Annotated in this window: 14 protein-coding genes and 1 tRNA gene; 7 read left to right on the top strand and 8 right to left on the bottom strand. The window is 35.2% G+C overall.

Annotation, left to right across the window (positions count from 1 at the left end):
* Nucleotides 1-61: 61 nt before the first annotated feature.
* Both BM296_RS05615 and BM296_RS05620 read right to left on the bottom strand, forming a co-directional pair.
* Nucleotides 62-694, bottom strand: coding sequence for a 50S ribosomal protein L25/general stress protein Ctc (locus tag BM296_RS05615; protein ID WP_027065158.1), 633 nt, complete (start codon nucleotides 692-694; stop codon nucleotides 62-64).
* 60 nt (nucleotides 695-754) lie between these two features.
* Nucleotides 755-1,696 carry a ribose-phosphate pyrophosphokinase gene (locus BM296_RS05620; RefSeq protein ID WP_027065157.1) on the bottom strand — a complete coding sequence of 314 codons (942 nt, stop codon included), beginning with the start codon at nucleotides 1,694-1,696 and terminating at the stop codon, nucleotides 755-757.
* Between the two features lie 192 nt (nucleotides 1,697-1,888).
* Between BM296_RS05620 and BM296_RS05625 the strand changes: the two genes are divergently transcribed.
* Together BM296_RS05625 and BM296_RS05630 are read left to right on the top strand one after the other, a co-directional pair.
* A tRNA-Leu gene (locus tag BM296_RS05625) sits at nucleotides 1,889-1,968 on the top strand.
* A gap of 196 nt (nucleotides 1,969-2,164) precedes the next feature.
* On the top strand, nucleotides 2,165-2,959 hold the full coding sequence (locus BM296_RS05630; RefSeq protein WP_091902000.1) for a CPBP family glutamic-type intramembrane protease: 795 nt from the start codon (nucleotides 2,165-2,167) through the stop codon (nucleotides 2,957-2,959).
* Nucleotides 2,960-2,984: 25 nt separating this feature from the next.
* Here BM296_RS05630 and BM296_RS05635 read toward each other — a convergent pair whose 3' ends face one another.
* The gene (locus BM296_RS05635) at nucleotides 2,985-4,025 is read right to left on the bottom strand and encodes a DNA cytosine methyltransferase (protein ID WP_091902002.1); all 1,041 of its coding nucleotides are present in this window, start codon (nucleotides 4,023-4,025) and stop codon (nucleotides 2,985-2,987) included.
* Nucleotides 4,026-4,242: 217 nt separating this feature from the next.
* Entirely contained in the window at nucleotides 4,243-5,577 is a 1,335-nt protein-coding gene (locus tag BM296_RS05640; RefSeq protein ID WP_091902004.1) for a phospholipase D-like domain-containing protein, read from the bottom strand.
* Between the two features lie 373 nt (nucleotides 5,578-5,950).
* On the opposite strand from BM296_RS05640, the gene BM296_RS05645 reads away from it, so the two are divergent.
* Complete coding sequence (locus tag BM296_RS05645) at nucleotides 5,951-6,904, top strand: hypothetical protein (RefSeq protein WP_091902006.1); 954 nt, start codon at nucleotides 5,951-5,953, stop codon at nucleotides 6,902-6,904.
* A gap of 13 nt (nucleotides 6,905-6,917) precedes the next feature.
* Here BM296_RS05645 and BM296_RS05650 read toward each other — a convergent pair whose 3' ends face one another.
* A complete protein-coding gene (locus BM296_RS05650) occupies nucleotides 6,918-7,760 on the bottom strand; it encodes a hypothetical protein (RefSeq protein WP_027065153.1) in 843 nt (280 codons plus the stop codon).
* 201 nt (nucleotides 7,761-7,961) lie between these two features.
* Between BM296_RS05650 and dinB the strand changes: the two genes are divergently transcribed.
* Together dinB and BM296_RS05660 are read left to right on the top strand one after the other, a co-directional pair.
* Nucleotides 7,962-9,176, top strand: coding sequence for a DNA polymerase IV (gene dinB, locus BM296_RS05655; protein WP_091902008.1), 1,215 nt, complete (start codon nucleotides 7,962-7,964; stop codon nucleotides 9,174-9,176).
* A gap of 361 nt (nucleotides 9,177-9,537) precedes the next feature.
* Nucleotides 9,538-12,579, top strand: a complete 3,042-nt coding sequence (locus BM296_RS05660) for a DNA polymerase III subunit alpha (RefSeq protein WP_091902009.1) — start codon at nucleotides 9,538-9,540, stop codon at nucleotides 12,577-12,579.
* 161 nt (nucleotides 12,580-12,740) lie between these two features.
* On the opposite strand, the gene BM296_RS05665 is transcribed toward BM296_RS05660, so the two are convergent.
* On the bottom strand, nucleotides 12,741-13,583 hold the full coding sequence (locus BM296_RS05665; RefSeq protein ID WP_091902955.1) for a helix-turn-helix domain-containing protein: 843 nt from the start codon (nucleotides 13,581-13,583) through the stop codon (nucleotides 12,741-12,743).
* 226 nt (nucleotides 13,584-13,809) lie between these two features.
* Here BM296_RS05665 and hxlB point away from each other — a divergent pair, with 226 nt between their 5' ends.
* Both hxlB and hxlA read left to right on the top strand, forming a co-directional pair.
* Entirely contained in the window at nucleotides 13,810-14,394 is a 585-nt protein-coding gene (hxlB, locus tag BM296_RS05670) for a 6-phospho-3-hexuloisomerase (protein ID WP_091902011.1), read from the top strand.
* A 49-nt stretch (nucleotides 14,395-14,443) separates the two neighbouring features.
* Entirely contained in the window at nucleotides 14,444-15,073 is a 630-nt protein-coding gene (hxlA, locus tag BM296_RS05675) for a 3-hexulose-6-phosphate synthase (protein WP_027065148.1), read from the top strand.
* Between the two features lie 477 nt (nucleotides 15,074-15,550).
* Here hxlA and BM296_RS19400 read toward each other — a convergent pair whose 3' ends face one another.
* Nucleotides 15,551-15,688, bottom strand: coding sequence for a hypothetical protein (locus BM296_RS19400; RefSeq protein ID WP_027065147.1), 138 nt, complete (start codon nucleotides 15,686-15,688; stop codon nucleotides 15,551-15,553).
* 78 nt (nucleotides 15,689-15,766) lie between these two features.
* Nucleotides 15,767-17,398 carry a carboxylesterase/lipase family protein gene (locus tag BM296_RS05680; RefSeq protein WP_091902013.1) on the bottom strand — a complete coding sequence of 544 codons (1,632 nt, stop codon included), beginning with the start codon at nucleotides 17,396-17,398 and terminating at the stop codon, nucleotides 15,767-15,769.
* Nucleotides 17,399-17,524 lie beyond the last annotated feature (126 nt).

The raw sequence follows: 17,524 nt of genomic DNA on the forward strand, positions 1-17,524 counted from the left end.
ATACAAAAGCATCCTGATACAAGTACCAGGATGCTTTATTATGAATTTAAAACCGTTAGGTCTATTCTTGAGCAGCTTCTTCAGAAGCACCTTCAGCTCCTTCAGCACCTTCTTCTCCATCTTCATCCTCATCATCAACAACAACAGCGGTACGAGCAGTTTTAACTTGTACTACTACTTGGCTTTCTGGGTGTAAAATGGTGAAATCATCATTTAATAATGATGATACAGATATGTTTTGACCGATTTTCAATTTAGAAATATCGATATCAAAGAAATCTGGTAATTTAGCAGGTAGTGCTTTAATAGAAAGTTTACGTTTTCTAAATAACAAACGACCACCGTTACGAACACCTGGAGAGTTTCCTTGTAATCTTACAGGAATATCCATAGTAACCATTTTATCATCAAATAATTGATAAAAATCAATGTGGATGATAGCATCTGTTACAGGGTGAAACTGAATGTCTTGCATTACTGCCTTAAGAGAGGCTCCACCATCCAATTCAATTGCAACTGTGTGTGCATTTGGAGTGTAAACCAAGTCTCTGAACGCTAGTTCTTCTGCTGAAAAGTGTAATGGTTTATCCCCTCCGTATACTACGCAAGGAACCTTTCCAGCATTACGTAGGGCTTTAGTTGCCTTTTTGCCCACGCTTTCTCTTTCTGATCCTTTAATTGTAATTGACTTCATTATATGTATTAAAAATTAATATTCTACGTTTTAAAACTTCTGCTTCCTGTTTTTAATGGACTACATTAAGAACTTAGAAGAGATTGAGTTATTGTTGTGTACTTTGTGCATTACATCTGCAAATAGATCGGCACAGCTCAAAACCCTTACTTTATCACTTTTAATTTCTATAGGAATAGAATCGGTAATGATTAGTTCGGTCAGTTTTGAGTTTTCAATTTTTTCATATGCGTCTCCGGACAATAAGCCATGAGTAGTTATCGCTCTTACGCTAGCGGCACCGCGTTCCATCATTAAATCTGCTGCTTTTGTTAATGTTCCGGCAGTATCTACCATATCATCCACAAGAACCACATTTTTCCCTTGTACATCACCAATAAGTTCCATATGTGATATGACATTTGCCTTAGCTCTTTGTTTGTAACATACAACGACATCACTATCTAATGCCTTGGAATAAGCATAAGCCCTTTTAGACCCGCCCATATCTGGTGAAGCAATAGTAAGATTTTTAAGTCCTAATTTTTTTAAATATGGTAGAAATAGTGTTGATGCAAATAGGTGATCTACTGGTTTTTCAAAAAATCCTTGTATTTGATCAGCATGTAAATCCATCGTGATAATTCTAGTAGCCCCTGCTGTTTCTAGCATTTTAGCAACTAATTTAGCTGCAATTGGTACTCTAGGTTTGTCTTTTCTATCTTGTCTTGCCCAACCAAAATAAGGCATAACCGCTGTTATATGTCTTGCTGAAGCTCTTTTTGCAGCATCAATCATCAACAACATTTCCATTAAATTTTCGGGTCCAGGATGCGTTGAACCAATTAGGAAAATTCTAGTACCTCTAATTGATTCTTCAAATGAAGGTTGAAATTCACCATCGCTATAACGAGAAAATGAAATCTTGCCTATTTCCGCACCATAAGCTTTGGCAATTTTTTCACCTAAGACCTTACTTTGAGTGCAAGCAAATATTTTTGGTTGTGGAACTTGGTATGACATGTCTTTAGTTATTGTTTTCCAAACAGTTGCTTCTTATAATTAGTTGAAGACCTTGTTTTTAAGGAGGTGCAAATTTAAAAATTAAATTTGGTTGCGAATGCATAAATGTTGATATTTTTAGTGATAGAAAGAAAATTATTATTTAGTTTTGCAGTCTTGTTTTTAAAGGAAGCCGTTTTCTACGGTAATAATGCTCGAGTGGCGGAACTGGTAGACGCGCTGGATTCAAAATCCAGTTCTTCGGAGTGCGGGTTCGATTCCCGCCTCGAGTACAGAATAAAACCCTAATAATTTGAATTTCAAATTGTTGGGGTTTTTTGTTTTTCTTTTTGTGATAGTTTTCAAAATTCTAACCAAAAAGGCGCGCTTGATGTATCTTAGCTAACTGAATTTTAGACAAAAGGTTATAATTTGAATAATAATTAAGTTGTGCCTAGTGATAATTAAAAATTTATTGTGGACTTCTAAATGATTGATTTTTTAAAAAAGTACGAAATTTGGATTTTTTTGGTACTTGCACCTACGCTAAATTTGGTAATTACTTATGCTAAGAGCAAAGGTATAATAGATTTTTTTCCGTACACAAATGGTCGGTTTTATGCATTAATGTTTTTATTGTTATTTATTGTAAAAATCACAAAAGGTAATGAAGGCATAAAGAATTTATTTAGACCTATGCTGGTTTGGAAAATTCATCCAAAGTGGTATTTATTTAGTTTACTTTTCGCATTTACCATAGGTTTATTGACATTGTTAATTAAAGCTTTGTATCACGGAGATATGTCTTTTCTTTCTTTTGATATATACATCCCAACGTTAAAATTTACTTTATTCTTATTGTCTTGGGCATTTCTAGGGGAAGTGGTGTGGATCGGCTATGCATTTCGTGAACTATCAAAAATCACCAAACCATTTTATGCAACTCAGGTTATCGGCTTTGTATGGTCATTATGGTGGCTTCCGTCAGTTTATATAAATGTTGGTGTTATTGAAGACCTTCCTGTATGGCCGTTATTTTTAAATATGATGGGAGCTGCAGGTATGTGTGCTATTGTATATTCAAAAACAAAAAGTGGACTATGTGTATTGGTAATACAATCGATGTTAAATATGTCTCTTGTTTTATTGCCAATTTCACCAGATGCAGGTGACTATACCTATACCATTTTTGCAGTTCTTTATTTTCTAATAATGTTGGTCTTTATGTATTTTATGCCCCCGAAGTTAAATTATGAGTCAACTAATGAATTAAAACACGCTTAAAAGTAAATTACCTGTTTATAATTATCTAGACATGTAATTTATCAGCCTTTGTCTTTTCTTTCTTTTTTAATTTATCGTTAGCACATAATTGCTTCATAATACTATCGGCTAAAAATTTTGCCAGATTTACGGGTACGGCATTACCGATCATTTTATAGCCGGCAGCAACTTTTTTGTAATGAAATACAAAATCATTAGGAAAAGTCTGAATTCTTGCACATTCTCGTACACTTAACCTTCTATAAAGATGTTCTTTACCAGGAACAAAGACACGCACGTCTTTTTCAATAAGCTTCATTTTAGGTGCTTGCGGGTGTATTGGCGCATGTCTACCGCCAGCTTGTATCGTAAAAGATTGTTCGTCCCAATTACGGACACGATTTCTAGACATGTACATGGTAGAGAAGCCACCGATCATATACTCATGATTTGGGATGGGGCATTTATCACCATTGGTATTATTAAACTCTAAAGCGGGTAAAGCTTTTTTCTGTAAATCTGCTATAGCGGTTTCAAGTGTTACTTTAGGAAAGGTTTCTGTTGGAAATTCATATTTAAAATTTAAATCTTTCCTTATTCCAATAAAGAAAATTCGCTTTCTGTCTTGTGGTACATTATAATCAGATGCATTTAGCATTTGAAAGGAAAGGTCATATCCGGCACCTGCATTCTTTAAAAGGTTTTTAATACCATCAAGTGCTGTACTATGTTTGTTGATTAGCATACCACTTACATTTTCTGCTAAAAAGAACTTAGGTTGCTTTGCTTCCAATATTCTAATAAAATCATAGAACAATTGACCTCTCTTATCTTGAATACCTCTTGCCGCTCCTGCTGCACTCCAACTTTGACACGGCGGACCTCCAATTATACCATCACAATCTGGAACTTCGTCAGCGGGGATATCTACAATACTTCTTTTATCGAATTTGGTATTGGGATGATTTTTTTCATAAGTTTCCCAAATATCCTTGTCATACTCATTTGCCCAAATAACATTAAAGCCAGCTTGTTCAAAACCAAGATCTAATCCGCCAGCTCCAGCAAAAAATGACACTACTTTCATTCTGTTATTCTTTTAACTTAAGTCTTTTATAAAGACTGGTGTAAGTGATTTTAATCAATTAAATAATCGGCTTTTCTTATTTGAACATTATCTTTTGCCAATGCTACACTACCAATAAGGATGCTATTTGGACAAAAATACATTTTAGATATTCAAATAGCTTTTATCGAATACTAAAATTATGGTTTGCAGATAGAAAGTGGTTTTTTATGATACTCTATTTTACTTGTATAGTTTCTTTTTCTCTTTTGATATTTTCTATATTTTTTTCAAATGCTTTTACTGTATTTATGTCTTCAATAGCTACATGCATACCAACCTCGCAATGAATTCCCTCATAACTGATATGGGGCATGTTTTTAAATTTAGGAATCTTTATATTATCGAGATAAATGAATTGGGTGGGTGTAAAATTATAAGAGCAATAGATCAGTAGATTGTCTATGAGTATAAATTTTGAATGTAAATTTTCATTAACGAAATATTGAACATTCTTGGTTTTTGTAAGCTCGCTATAAAATTTTTGAAATTTGCTAGTATTGGCAGGTCTTCTAAATTTAATATCCTTGAATTTATTCTCATCTTTGGTCAAAGGTGCAAAAGTTTGTGATAGACACGTTACGTTTACTCCTTTGTTCGCCATATAGATAACAGCTCCTAAAACACCTTGTCGTGTTTCGTTTTCTTTAATTATAGAATGATGTTTAGCATTAAATTGAAAATTAAATGCAGCCAAGTGTTGTGCGCAAATGATAATTCTTTTTTTAGCGGATAAAATGTATTTTGATAATGTAGTATCTAGAATGTTAGAAGAATTATAATAGAACGGGGATGTAATAAATATTGAACCTGATTCCTTAAAATCTATTTTATCATATGAATTGCAAGAGGTGTTTAAAGATTCATTGTAGTCTTTAATATGGGTAGAACTACTTATTAGATTTTTATAAAAAGCTTTTGCGCACTCCTCATAATTAGGCTCGTCTTCTATACAGACCATCGATTCATGTTTCACCAAATCCCGAACGGCTAAATTAGAGGAGCTTAGTAGCAGTATAAAACCATTTTTCTTTTTAATGTAAGCAGATTTTATGTGTAATGAATACGGTAAAGATCCTCTTGAGAATTTATTGATATAGGCACTTCGTACATATAAATGGGAAAAAAAATATACGTTAAAATCAGGATGCGTTTTTGAGTGGTATATCTCACTAAATATTTGTCGTGCCAAGGAATATTTAGTGAAACTATCATTACTTTTTTTACCTGTTTCTAAATTTTCTAATGGTTGAGGTTTAGTGTTATCATAACCTTCTAGAGGAATTGTAATTACATTTACTTTAATGCCACTTTCTGATGTTTTTTTCAGGTAATGATGTAAGTACTTGTTGTTATACAAATACCAGGATATATTAATTTCTTCAATATCATTTTTTTGCTGTTCAATAGTTTCAATAAATTTTTGAAGCAAATGAGGAGAACCACCTTGATCATAAAAATCGAATTTATTCTTATAATTTCCAGGGGAATCAAAAAATGATTTAAAAGGCATATACGTATGTTGTTCTTTTAATAATCCCGCAGCTATTTTGTTTTCTATTTAAACATTCGGATTACTAAAGTTGAAACAAAAGGGTAAGTCCTAAAGATAAGTATCTAATTAATTTTTAGTGATTTATCTTAACATAAATCTTTTGAGATGCTATTCATTGGCTTTGTTTTTAGAATAGTATCTCTGGTTTTGACGCTTCTTTTTACCAATATTTGATTAACTCTGTTAGCCTATTTTAAACTATATAAAATCTTTGAAAATAAAATATTTGCGTATCTAATTTAGTATTACTTTTCCGCCTTCAAATTTTAAGGTAATTAACTGGTTTTTAAAGGTTAATAAGCCTTTGTTTTAGATTGATTTGATTAGTAATATGGAACATTATATTATTTATTTAGGTTTTCTTGTGGCAGCTTATGCTGTAATCGCCAATGATGTTATTCAAACATTAGGAACGTTTATGACTTCAAATGCAGGAATGAAGTGGTGGTTGCTATGGGGTTTTGCAGGAACGATTTTGACAGTCACCTTAGTTTATGGCTGGTATATTAATGGTGGAGATGTTTCTTATGGTAGACTATCAAATATACCTATGCCAAATCCTTTGCCTTGGTGGTATTTGTTGGCTCCAATTTCTTTAATGGTGATAACCCGTTTTGGAATACCGGCAAGTACTACATTCATGATTTTAAGTGTTTTTTCATCTAGTCAATTGATAGAGAAAATGATATTAAAATCAGTTTTCGGCTATTCGCTAGCGTTTGTTTCAGCCTTTGTGTTGTATTTGTTTCTGACCAAAAAGTTTGAATCCCCTGCATCTATTCGGTTAATGGACAAGAAAAAACAAAGACCTTATTGGTTAGTAGCCCAATGGTTTTCAACAGGGTTTTTATGGTCTCAATGGTTGATACAAGATTTCGCTAATATTTTTGTGTTCTTACCTAGGCAATTATCGCTGTATGAGCTAGTATTTTCTTTAGGGGTTATTCTGCTAATTATGGCGTATATATTTAACTCAAAAGGAGGTAAAATACAAAGCATTGTCAATCATAAATCAAACACACAACATATTCGATCAGCTACTATAATAGATGCCTGTTATGCACTATTATTATACTTTTTCACTACAATGAGCACCATACCTATGAGTACTACTTGGGCATTTATAGGAATTTTGGCAGGCAGGGAAATAGCAATTAGCTATAGCCTAAAAAAAGGACAATTAAAGAAGACTTACCGTATGTTGGTAAATGACTTTGCCAAGGTTAATATTGGTCTCTTCGTAAGTATATTAATAGCTTATCTAATTCAGTTTCTTAAGGGGTAATGTAAGCATATTTCTACTTCACACTGATCAATACTGCTTCGCAACTTTGTAGGTCTGAGTTAAGTACAATGTTTTCAGATTTTTTACCATCAGATATTTCAACAGAAACTGTATTTGGTGGAGAATCACCTAAGTTATGGGCGTAGAGGAACAAATCGTTAGATTTTGTAGGGTCTAGTTTTATTTTAAATTCCTTTTTCCAATAGGTTAAATAGTATTTTTTAATCACTTGCACTCCGTTAAGATATATAGAAACAATATCGCCATCTTGTCTGCCATGGTCCCAAATCTTGATAATAATATTCTCAGAATCAAACTCGAATTCTTTGGTATATGAAATTTTTCTACCGTCAAAACTGTCCCTAATTTCTGTCTTGTTTTCTGTTTTGTTTTTAGATTGTGCTACGGCAGTTTTTACTGGGGCATTTTGCTTTTTAGGTTTGTTCTTAGATTTCTTTTTAGGAGTAACGACGTTGGCATTTGCCAATTGTTGCTTTTTCTTTCTTTCGTCAGATGCTGCATTTGTAATTGAGAAGAATGGAGTAACTTTTTTAGCAATATTAAATTTATCATCAGGGAAAAGTTCTATGGCAACTACCTGATATCTATTGCCAGAACCAATGTTTTTTGCCAATTCAATTCCGTCTTCAAAACCATCATTTTTAAAAGAACCCAGTTCTTGTACAACCATTTCATTTCTTACTAGAAAAAAGCGAATAGATTTACTGGTGTCTATTTTAATAGTATTCCATTGCAAGGTTATTTTATCTGGAATGTTCCAAGCTGTATTTTCATTTGGGGAAATGATTTCTATGGTAGCCACGTCTTGCGCATATCCAAGGGTGGAAAAAAACATAAAGGCTGATAAAAATATAAAATGAATTTTACGCATATGTAATGTCTTATCTCAAAGATAGTATTAAACCGTTATTGGTTTAGCACCTTTGATATCTAAAAAATATAGGCTATTAATTTTACAACGTTAAAATTTGGAAATAATCCTAATAATTGGAAATATTCCATAATTTAGCTATCCCGATTTTTTAGAGGGATAGTTATGAGCAAGACCATACTTCATATAGATTTAGATACATTTTATGTGTCTGTAGAACGATTAAATAATCGCGAATTACAGCATAAGCCATTATTAGTGGGCGGTACAGGAGACCGCGGAGTAGTTGCTGCGTGTAGTTATGAAACCCGTGGATTTGGAGTGCATTCGGGTATGCCCATGAAGATGGCTCGCGAATTGTGCCCAGATGCTGTAGTGATTCGTGGTAATGCTGGTGACTACAGTAAGCATTCAGATATAGTAACCGAAATCATAAAAGAGTACGTTCCAGTATTCGAAAAATCTAGTATCGATGAGTTTTATGCAGATCTCTCTGGTATGGATCGCTTTTTTGGTTGTTACCAGTATGCGTCAGAAATGCGTAGGAAGATTATTAGGGAAACCGGACTCCCCATTTCCTTCGGATTATCGGCTAATAAAGTCGTTTCTAAAGTTGCTACAAATGAAGCGAAACCCAACAATCAATTGAAGATAGATGAGGGATTGGAAAAACCTTTTTTAGCACCCCTTTCCATCAAAAAAATACCAATGGTGGGTGATAAGACTTATCAGATTTTACGGAACCTTGGACTACGGCAAGTACGCACAGTTCAAGAAATGCCTATGGAAGTCATGCAGCGTGTTTTGGGCGCCAATGGCGAAGTCATTTGGAAAAGAGCCAATGGTATAGATAATACGCCTGTAATTCCGTTCTGTGAACGAAAATCAATTTCTACCGAACGAACTTTTGATAAAGATACTATTGATGTAAATAGACTACGTGGTATCCTCATTGCCATGACCGAAAATTTGGCATATCAATTACGTCGAGGAGAAAAGCTAACCGCTTGTATTTCAGTAAAGATTCGGTATTCAGATTTCAATACCTATTCAAAACAAATGCGCATTCCGTATAGCAGCGCAGACCATATTTTGATTCCTAAAATTCTAGACCTGTTTAAGAATTTATATAACCGTAGGTTATTAGTAAGGCTGATAGGTATACGTTTCAGTCATTTGGTATCTGGTAATTATCAGATTAACCTGTTTGATGATACCGAAGAAATTTTAAGCCTATATAATGCTATGGATGAAATTAGAAAACGCTACGGAGATAAAAGTGTGTTGCGGGCATCGGGCATGGGAGCAAAAACAATAGGTAGAATGCATAATCCTTTTAATGGATTGCCACCAGTAGTTTTGGCGCATAGGAAGATTTAATTTGGTTGATGGTTGATGGTTGATGGTTATTGGAAGTGTTTGTCCAGTGGAGCGCAGTCGAGACCTATAGGAAATGCTTAGCGCAATACGCGTCATGCTAAGCGCAAAATACGTCTTCACGAGGAGGAACGACGAAGTGATCTGTTGAATACAAGTAAGCCTAGTGATTTTTTGTGCTTATTGCAACAGATTACTTCGGCAGAAAAGCCTCGCAAAGACGACAACCGATCACTGAGCGTAGCCGAAGTGAAATTTCTAGTGATAAAGTAAAATATAAAAAGAGCGTAAGGCGAATAGCGTGAAGCGCTCAGCGCTTAGCGCAAAAAACCAACAACTAACAACCAACAACGGATAACGAATTTTGTACCTAAACTGCCATACATACTACAGCCTGCGCTACGGGACCTTTTCGGAACTGGAGCTCTTGCAATTGGCAAAAGACCATGGGGTAACGCAATTGGCATTGACAGATATTAATAATACATCGGCTTGTTTAAACATTGTTCGTAAAGCAGCTGAATATGATATACGTCCTATTTTGGGTATTGATTTTAGAAACGGAGTTGAGCCATGCTTTGTTGGTATAGCAAAGAATAATGAGGGATTTTTAGAACTCAATAACTTTTTATCGCATCACATTCATCATGACAAGAAAATACCAGAAATCGCTCCGGATTTTAAAGATGTGTTTGTTATTTACCCCTTTGAGAAAGTGTTGGAGAGTGAAAAGAAAATCTTTGCAGCACATGAGTTTATAGGGGTTTCCGTAAATGAGCTGAAACGACTTCGGTTTTCAAAATTATTAGAGCAGCGAGATAAGATTGTATTGCTGCAGCCGGTTACTTTTAGGAACAAGCGCGATTTTAATGCCCACCGATTATTGCGCGCCATAGATAATAATACTTTGTTGAGTATGTTGTCGGTAACCGAGCAGGCGCGCGATGATGAGCATATGTATGCGATACCAAACCTGGCAGCGCACTTTTCTGAACATAGTTTTATACTAGAAAATACCCAGCAGTTGATGGATGCCTGCTCTATTCATTTCGATTTTACCACAGGGCGAAAACCTCAGAATTTAAGCACCTATTTAGGCAATACCAAAGAAGATGAGGTATTTCTAGAGCAGTTATGTCAAGAGGGGTTGCCCAAGCGTTACCCCGAAATAGATCAGGCTGTTTTAGATCGCTTAGCGAAAGAGCTTTACCTCATTAAAGAGATGAATTTTGTCTCTTACTTTCTTATTAATTGGGATATTATCTCTCATGCTCGAAAGCAGAATTTCTTTTATGTAGGTCGTGGTAGTGGTGCCAATAGTATTGTTGCCTACCTGCTTTTTATTACTGATGTAGATCCAATGGAGCTCGACCTGTATTTTGAGCGATTCATTAATCTATACCGGGTAAATCCGCCAGATTTTGATATTGATTTTTCCCATAAGGATAGACCTATAATGACGGAGTATATTTTTAATCGTTTTGAAAATGTAGCATTGTTGGGTACCTACGTTACTTTTCAATCTCGTGGAGTTATTCGCGAATTAGGTAAGGTTTTTGGTTTGCCAAAAGATGAAATAGATTTGTTGTGCGACGGTAATATTCAGGCAAGTCGGTTAGATAATATATCAACTTTGGTACTGAAGTATACCCAACTACTACACGGTATGCCCAATTACTTGAGCATTCATGCTGGCGGAATTTTAATTACAGAGAAACCTATTCATTGGTTTTCGGCGACCAATATGCCTCCAAAAGGATTCCCGACTACGCAGTTTGATATGATTATCGCTGAAGATGTCGGTATTTTTAAGTTCGATATTCTTGCCCAACGCGGACTCTCAAAAATAAAAGAGACGTTGGATATTTTAGAACGCGACCGCCCAGAGGAATTCGCCAAGTTCGATATTCATGATATCAAGGCGTTTAAAAAAGATTCTAAAATCAATAATTTGGTAAAAACAGCGCAGTGTATGGGTTGTTTTTATGTAGAATCGCCTGCCATGCGGATGTTGTTGAAAAAGCTGGAAGTAGATACCTATTTGGGTCTCGTAGCGGCAAGTTCAATTATTCGCCCCGGAGTATCCAAAAGCGGTATGATGCGCGAGTATATTCTTCGGCATCGTAATAAAGGTAGGGCAGAGGAATTGGCGCATCCGGTGATGTTAGAGATTATGCCAGAGACGTACGGGGTAATGGTCTACCAAGAAGATGTAATAAAAGTAGCCCACCATTTTGCAGACCTAGATTTAGGTGAAGCTGATGTGTTACGACGCGGGATGAGCGGTAAATTCCGTTCTCGAGAGGAGTTTCAAAAAGTACAGGATACCTTTATGGACAACTGCCGTAAAAAAGGATATACGGAACAACTTATAAAAGAGGTGTGGGATCAGGTAGCCAGTTTTGCAGGTTACGCTTTTGCCAAGGGGCATTCGGCATCGTATGCAGTAGAAAGTTACCAAAGTCTGTTCCTACGCGCCTACTATCCCTTGGAATATATGGTAGCGGTGCTCAATAATGGCGGCGGATTTTACAAACCTGAATTCTATATACATGAAGCTCGTATGTTGGGCGCAATTATACATCCGCCGTGCGTAAATAAGAGCAATGCAGGCAATCAGATTTATGGTAAAGAGCTGTATTTAGGCTTAGGTTATCTGCGGGAACTAGAACAACGCGTAATGGAGCGTATTCTAAAGGAACGCTATCTTAATGGTGATTTTAGTTCGTTAGAAGATTTTCTGGACCGTTTAATTATTTCCATAGAACAAGTGAGCATATTAATACGAATTGATGCCTTCAGATTTACTGAAACCAATACACATGAACTACTTTGGAAAGCACATCTATTCCTGAATAAGACCAAGAAAATAGACCACCCAAAATTGTTTGCGCCAAAGCATCAGAACTTTGAGATTCCGTCATTATACAGTACTAATTTAGAAGTAGCTTTTACACAATTAGAATTGCTGGGGTTTAGTTTGTGTAGTCCGTATAAGCTTTTAGAAGTTTCGCCTTTTAATACATCGGGAAGTAAAGATTTAGAACGATACCTAAACAGAAATATTGATATTTATGGGTATTTAATTACAGTAAAACGTACCAGAACTCAAAAAGGAAAAGCAATGTTCTTTGCTACGCTATTAGATCAGCAAGGTCAAGTTTTTGATGCGGTGTTGTTTCCGCCCGTAGCGGCTAAATACATGTTTAGGGGTAGGGGAATATATCGGTTTTATGGTAAAGTTGTAACTGAATTTGGCTTTTTAAGTATAGAGGTCATTAAAATGCAAAAACAAGATTTTGTACAAGACCCTAGGTATGCCGATATGAAAACCAGCGCCAAGGTTTTTGATCAAAAGAAGGCGAATGACCAAGAAGGGAATGAATTTGGTAATCAGTTTGTTTAGAAAGCATTAAGCGTCTATTCATCCATATTTTTTACATCTATTTTCCTGAATTTATTTATAATAGAATCATCACTATATGCTCTGAAAATTATGGTAGGTCTTGCTAAGAATAAAATTGATTTTATAAAGTCTTATTGTCAATCTGTTAATTCTTTAAAAACTTAAGTATACAATGTATTGTCATGAGAAATTACATGCTCTTTTACATTGTTTTGAAATTCTTGAGGAGTTTGCCCTACGTGTTGTTTAAAGAAACGACTAAAATATGATTGATCTTTAAAATGAAGATTAAACCCTATTTCTTTAATAGTGTTTTCGCTATGTATAATTTGGCGCTTTGCCTCTAAAATCAACCGATCATGAATTAATTGTACTCCAGTTTTATCTAGCTTTTCTTTTAAAATTTGATTTAAGCGCTTAGCACTAATATCCAATTTACTTGCATAAAAATCGGCAGTTCGTTTATTCTTATAATTTACTTCAAGCAGAAGCATAAACTCATAAACGCGCTTTTCATTAATATCTTGCAATGTAAAATGCTGTTCTTTTAACTGTATCAATTTTAATAAAAACACCTTTAAAACAGCTTTCATCATTATTAGATTAATGACTTCGTGACTGTATTCTTCTTTCAAAAGTTGAAGAACAGCGGCCAAACCATTCGAACCTTCTTCGTTCACCTGTAAACAAGAAAATTCGCCTTGAATGTTGAACATTCTAAATACATCTAACAAAAATTCTTTCAAATCGCCTTCAAGTAATTCTTGCTTAAAAGATATCAAGACACCGTTTTTACCAGCTTTGTTCAATTGATGCACTCTATACGGCGGTATCAAATAAATCCAATCTCCCTTTAAAGTTTGGAAATCGTGTTGTGGAACATGAAGTGCATCTTCATTTTGTAACCATACAATTTCATAAAAATCTCTTCTTGCAGGATCATTTAAATAGGCGGGTGGACAATTCCCTAAATCTTTTATATATAAAACTTTATCACTCAGCATAAACTTTTTTTTAAACATGAAGCAGACCTAAAAATTTCAAAGCATTATCTACCTAAAAAAAGCCCGTTTCCAAAATATACCACAAAAATAGCCAATAACACCATTATTAAAATCCATAATAGCAAATTGTACCAGACAACTGTCTAATTGTGTAAGTCTTTAGCTAGTGATCCCATATACTTTTGTAGTCGATTTTAATGCTAAGAGAATTTCAATCAAGTACCCTATGGATGATACGCTTAAAAAAAACAATACAGAATTGATAGAAGATGCCATGGATATTATTATTGGTGAACATCTTAAACTTATTAAGTCTATACAATATGATGAGATAGCGGCATTGATACCGACAATTACAAATGCTAAAAACATTTTTGTCACTGGTTCAGGTAGAACCGGACTCATGATGAAAGCTTCAGCAATGCGCCTGATGCATTTAGGATACAAAGTACATGTAGTTGGTGAAACTACAGCACCTGCAATTACAAAAGGAGATGTACTTATAGCTGGGTCTGGATCTGGCACAACTAGCGGAATTGTTAGTGCAGCAGAAAATGCAAACATAGAAGGCGCGAGTGTTATATGCTTTACCACAAATGCAGCGTCTCTTTTAGCATTACTATCAAAACATACGGTTACCATCCCTGCGGCACAGAAGCAAAAACGTGATGAAGATATTTCAAAACAATATGCAGGTAGTCTGTTTGAGCAGTCATTGCTTTTGGTCATGGATGCTTTAATACAGACTTTATGGGAACTAGATGGCAGTTTGGCTTCAGATTTATGGAAGCGTCATGCTAATATGGAGTAAATACAAGAATAATAGTTAAATAATACAGGACATTAGAAATATTTAAATTATGGCAAAATTACAAGTAGCAATAGATTTATTAAAAATAGAAGATGCAATTGCATTGGCAACAAAAGTGGCTCCTTATGTAGACATTATAGAGCTTGGAACACCACTTATTAAAAGTGAAGGCTTATCTGGAATTAGAAAAATGAAAGATGCTTTTCCTGATAAATTAGTTTTAGCAGATTTTAAAACGGCTGATGCAGGTGAATTAGAAGCAGGTATGGCTTTCGGTGCAGGTGCTGATTATGTAACAATTTTAGGAACAACAGGAGATTCTACCATAGCTGGTGCAGTAAAAGCTGCTGTAGCAAATGGAAAAGGTGTTGTTGTTGATACTATAGGTGTTAAAGATAGAGTTAAGCGTGCAAAAGAAGCAATTGCTTTGGGAGCGGAGTTTGTTGAGTTACATGCTGGTTTAGATGAGCAGGCTGAAGACGGGTATTCTATTCAAGTGTTGATTGATGAGGCTGCAAGAGCTGGTGTAAAAGTATCTATTGCAGGTGGTGTTAATAGTAGTAGTATTACTGCTGTAAAACAATCTGGTGCTATTGTGGCAGTTGCAGGAGCAGCTATTTACGGAGCAGAAGATCCTGCGCAAGCAGCAAAAGAATTAAAAGAGCTGTTAAATGCTTAAGCGGTTTTAATTAAATGTGATTTTAGTATTGATTAACAAATTCCCATAAATTTTTATGGGAATTTGTTGTTTTTGACTTGTTCTATTTCACAAAAATTTCTGAGTACAGTTTGTCAAAAAAACCTTGAGTACTAATGTTATTATACATTTACGTGAAAGTGTCGACAGCTTTTTGATTGGGGGTTGTATCCGCCAGTTGCAGCTAATTATATGTTTTGGGGTAGGGGAATCTATTAATCCTGTGCCAAGGTCTTTGATTAAAAAAAACGAATGACCAAGAAGGGGTAGGGTAAGAGAAAATGGAAGTTAGCAAATAGATAAAGGAAAAGAGAACAAAGCGTAAAATGAATATTTGTGTTGAGAGTAGCCCCAGTAACAAACAATAAATAAAAATACGCTATGGGCGCATGGCATCCAGCGTTAGGCGAACAGCGCAAAAACCACCAACCGACAACTAACAACCAATAACCAACCTAACTAAAATGCTTCTAACACATAACCGAATATCCAGTATAAAATTAGAAATACAAAAACGGTTCCTATGCACCCGCATTTTCCACCACCTATTTTCTTTGCGCCATACCACGCACCAATAATTTGAATCAGTTTTTTCATGTGACTAATTTACGAGTTTAGTTGGTTGCTTTTAATTTAAAAAGTAGCTCAAAAACGCTATTTCCCATCTTACGGTATTTAGTTATTTTGATAAGCCTTATCTAAAAACTCATACCGAGCATCATTTTTGGCTTTTATCAGTTTACTTTCCGTGTCTATTACCATAACTGGGGGATGGGTATCTTTTGCTCCTGCGGCATCCCATGTAGGCAGCCCTTCGCTATTTGGATTGCCTGTCTTAATGAAATTGGCGAAGTAGGTCATCATCGCTTTAGATACTTTGTAATCATCGGGTGTCCATGCGTAATCCTCAATTAAATGAAGGTTACCCATGCAGTACTCAATTTCACATGCATGTGGCGCACCTACCCCTTTTGGCTCTGGGGGAGTGGCGGTATTTTTTTCTACTGTACCACCTGCTAAACCAGAAGTTAGTGAGTTATCAACCAATGGAGGTCTTAACTTACTGTATAAATATCTATAAACTGGCTGATTGCTGTTCTTTCTATGTAAATCAAACCATTTCCACGTACTGTACGATATAAACCGGTCAGAAGCTAATGCCGTTGCCGATAGTTCAATTTCTTTTTCAGAACCGTGTGGGTATAGCTCTAATACTTTTTTATATTCCTTTGGATACGCTTCTTTTACTTTGTTTATATAATTGTCTTCTGTGTAAGGACCTTGTGTAAATGCCATACCTGGTATCTCTGCCGAATTCCAACCTAATAAAAGAGGAACCATTGCTTGTTCTTTATTTTTAAAAATTTCAGGAAGTGTTTTTGGTAGAAAATAACCGTCTAATACTGCTGGAAAACCAAATCGTTTAGATTCATTATATATCTCATAAATCGCTCTAGTGCTCAATTTACGTAATGCTGCAATTGATGGGTAACCCGCATTTTTAGCAAATTCCATACCCATATTTTCTGCATCTTTTAACGGAATAGGTGACATGGTAGGGTTGATGCCAGCGCCACTTTCACCTATAGCACCTGCAATTAAATCTTTAGATAATGGAGATGCCATTTGTTGACTTGTGCCAATAGAACCTGCAGATTCTCCTGCAATGGTTACTTTTTTAGGATTTCCACCAAAAGCTGCAATGTTCTTACTAACCCATTTTAATGCCGCATTCTGGTCTAATAAACCATAATTTCCAGAGGCTTTATAAGAAGCCTCAGCACTCAATTCTGGGTGAGCTAAAAATCCAAAAATGTTCAATCGATAGTTGGTCGTTACTACAACGATACCTTCTTTTGCCATACTTTCTCCATCATATCTTGGTTCAGAGGCATCACCAGCAACATTACCACCGCCAAAAAAATATACCAGTACTGGCAAATCTTTGGTGTTACGTTTGGCAGGTGTCCAAACATTTAAATAAAGACAATCTTCGCTAACACCTTTAGATCTAGATTTCATGTCACCAAACACCATGGTTTGCATTGGTCGTGGTCCAAATTCCTTTGTTTCTTTTATACCTTCCCAATTTTTAACTGGTTGCGGAGCCTTCCATCTTAAATCTCCTATGGGAGGCTGGGCAAACGGAATTCCAAAATAGCGTTGTATTCCAGTATGTGTGTCGTAATTTCCTTCAATAGTTCCGTTTTCAATAGTTACTTGAACAGGAAAAGAATTGGTTTCTTGTGCTACCGTTTTTATACTTATGATTAAAAGGGTAAAGCATAAAATCTGAAAATTTTTCATATCAGCGTAAGTTTTATTGTCTCAGTTTGTAACAATAATACATTTATTATTTTAAATATATGATAACCTGATAATTAAAATTTGTTTTATAACTGTACCATTAATACCAGAACGAGGTTGTATTTC

Source organism: Maribacter stanieri, from assembly GCF_900112245.1.
Classification (GTDB): Bacteria; Bacteroidota; Bacteroidia; order Flavobacteriales; family Flavobacteriaceae; genus Maribacter; species Maribacter stanieri.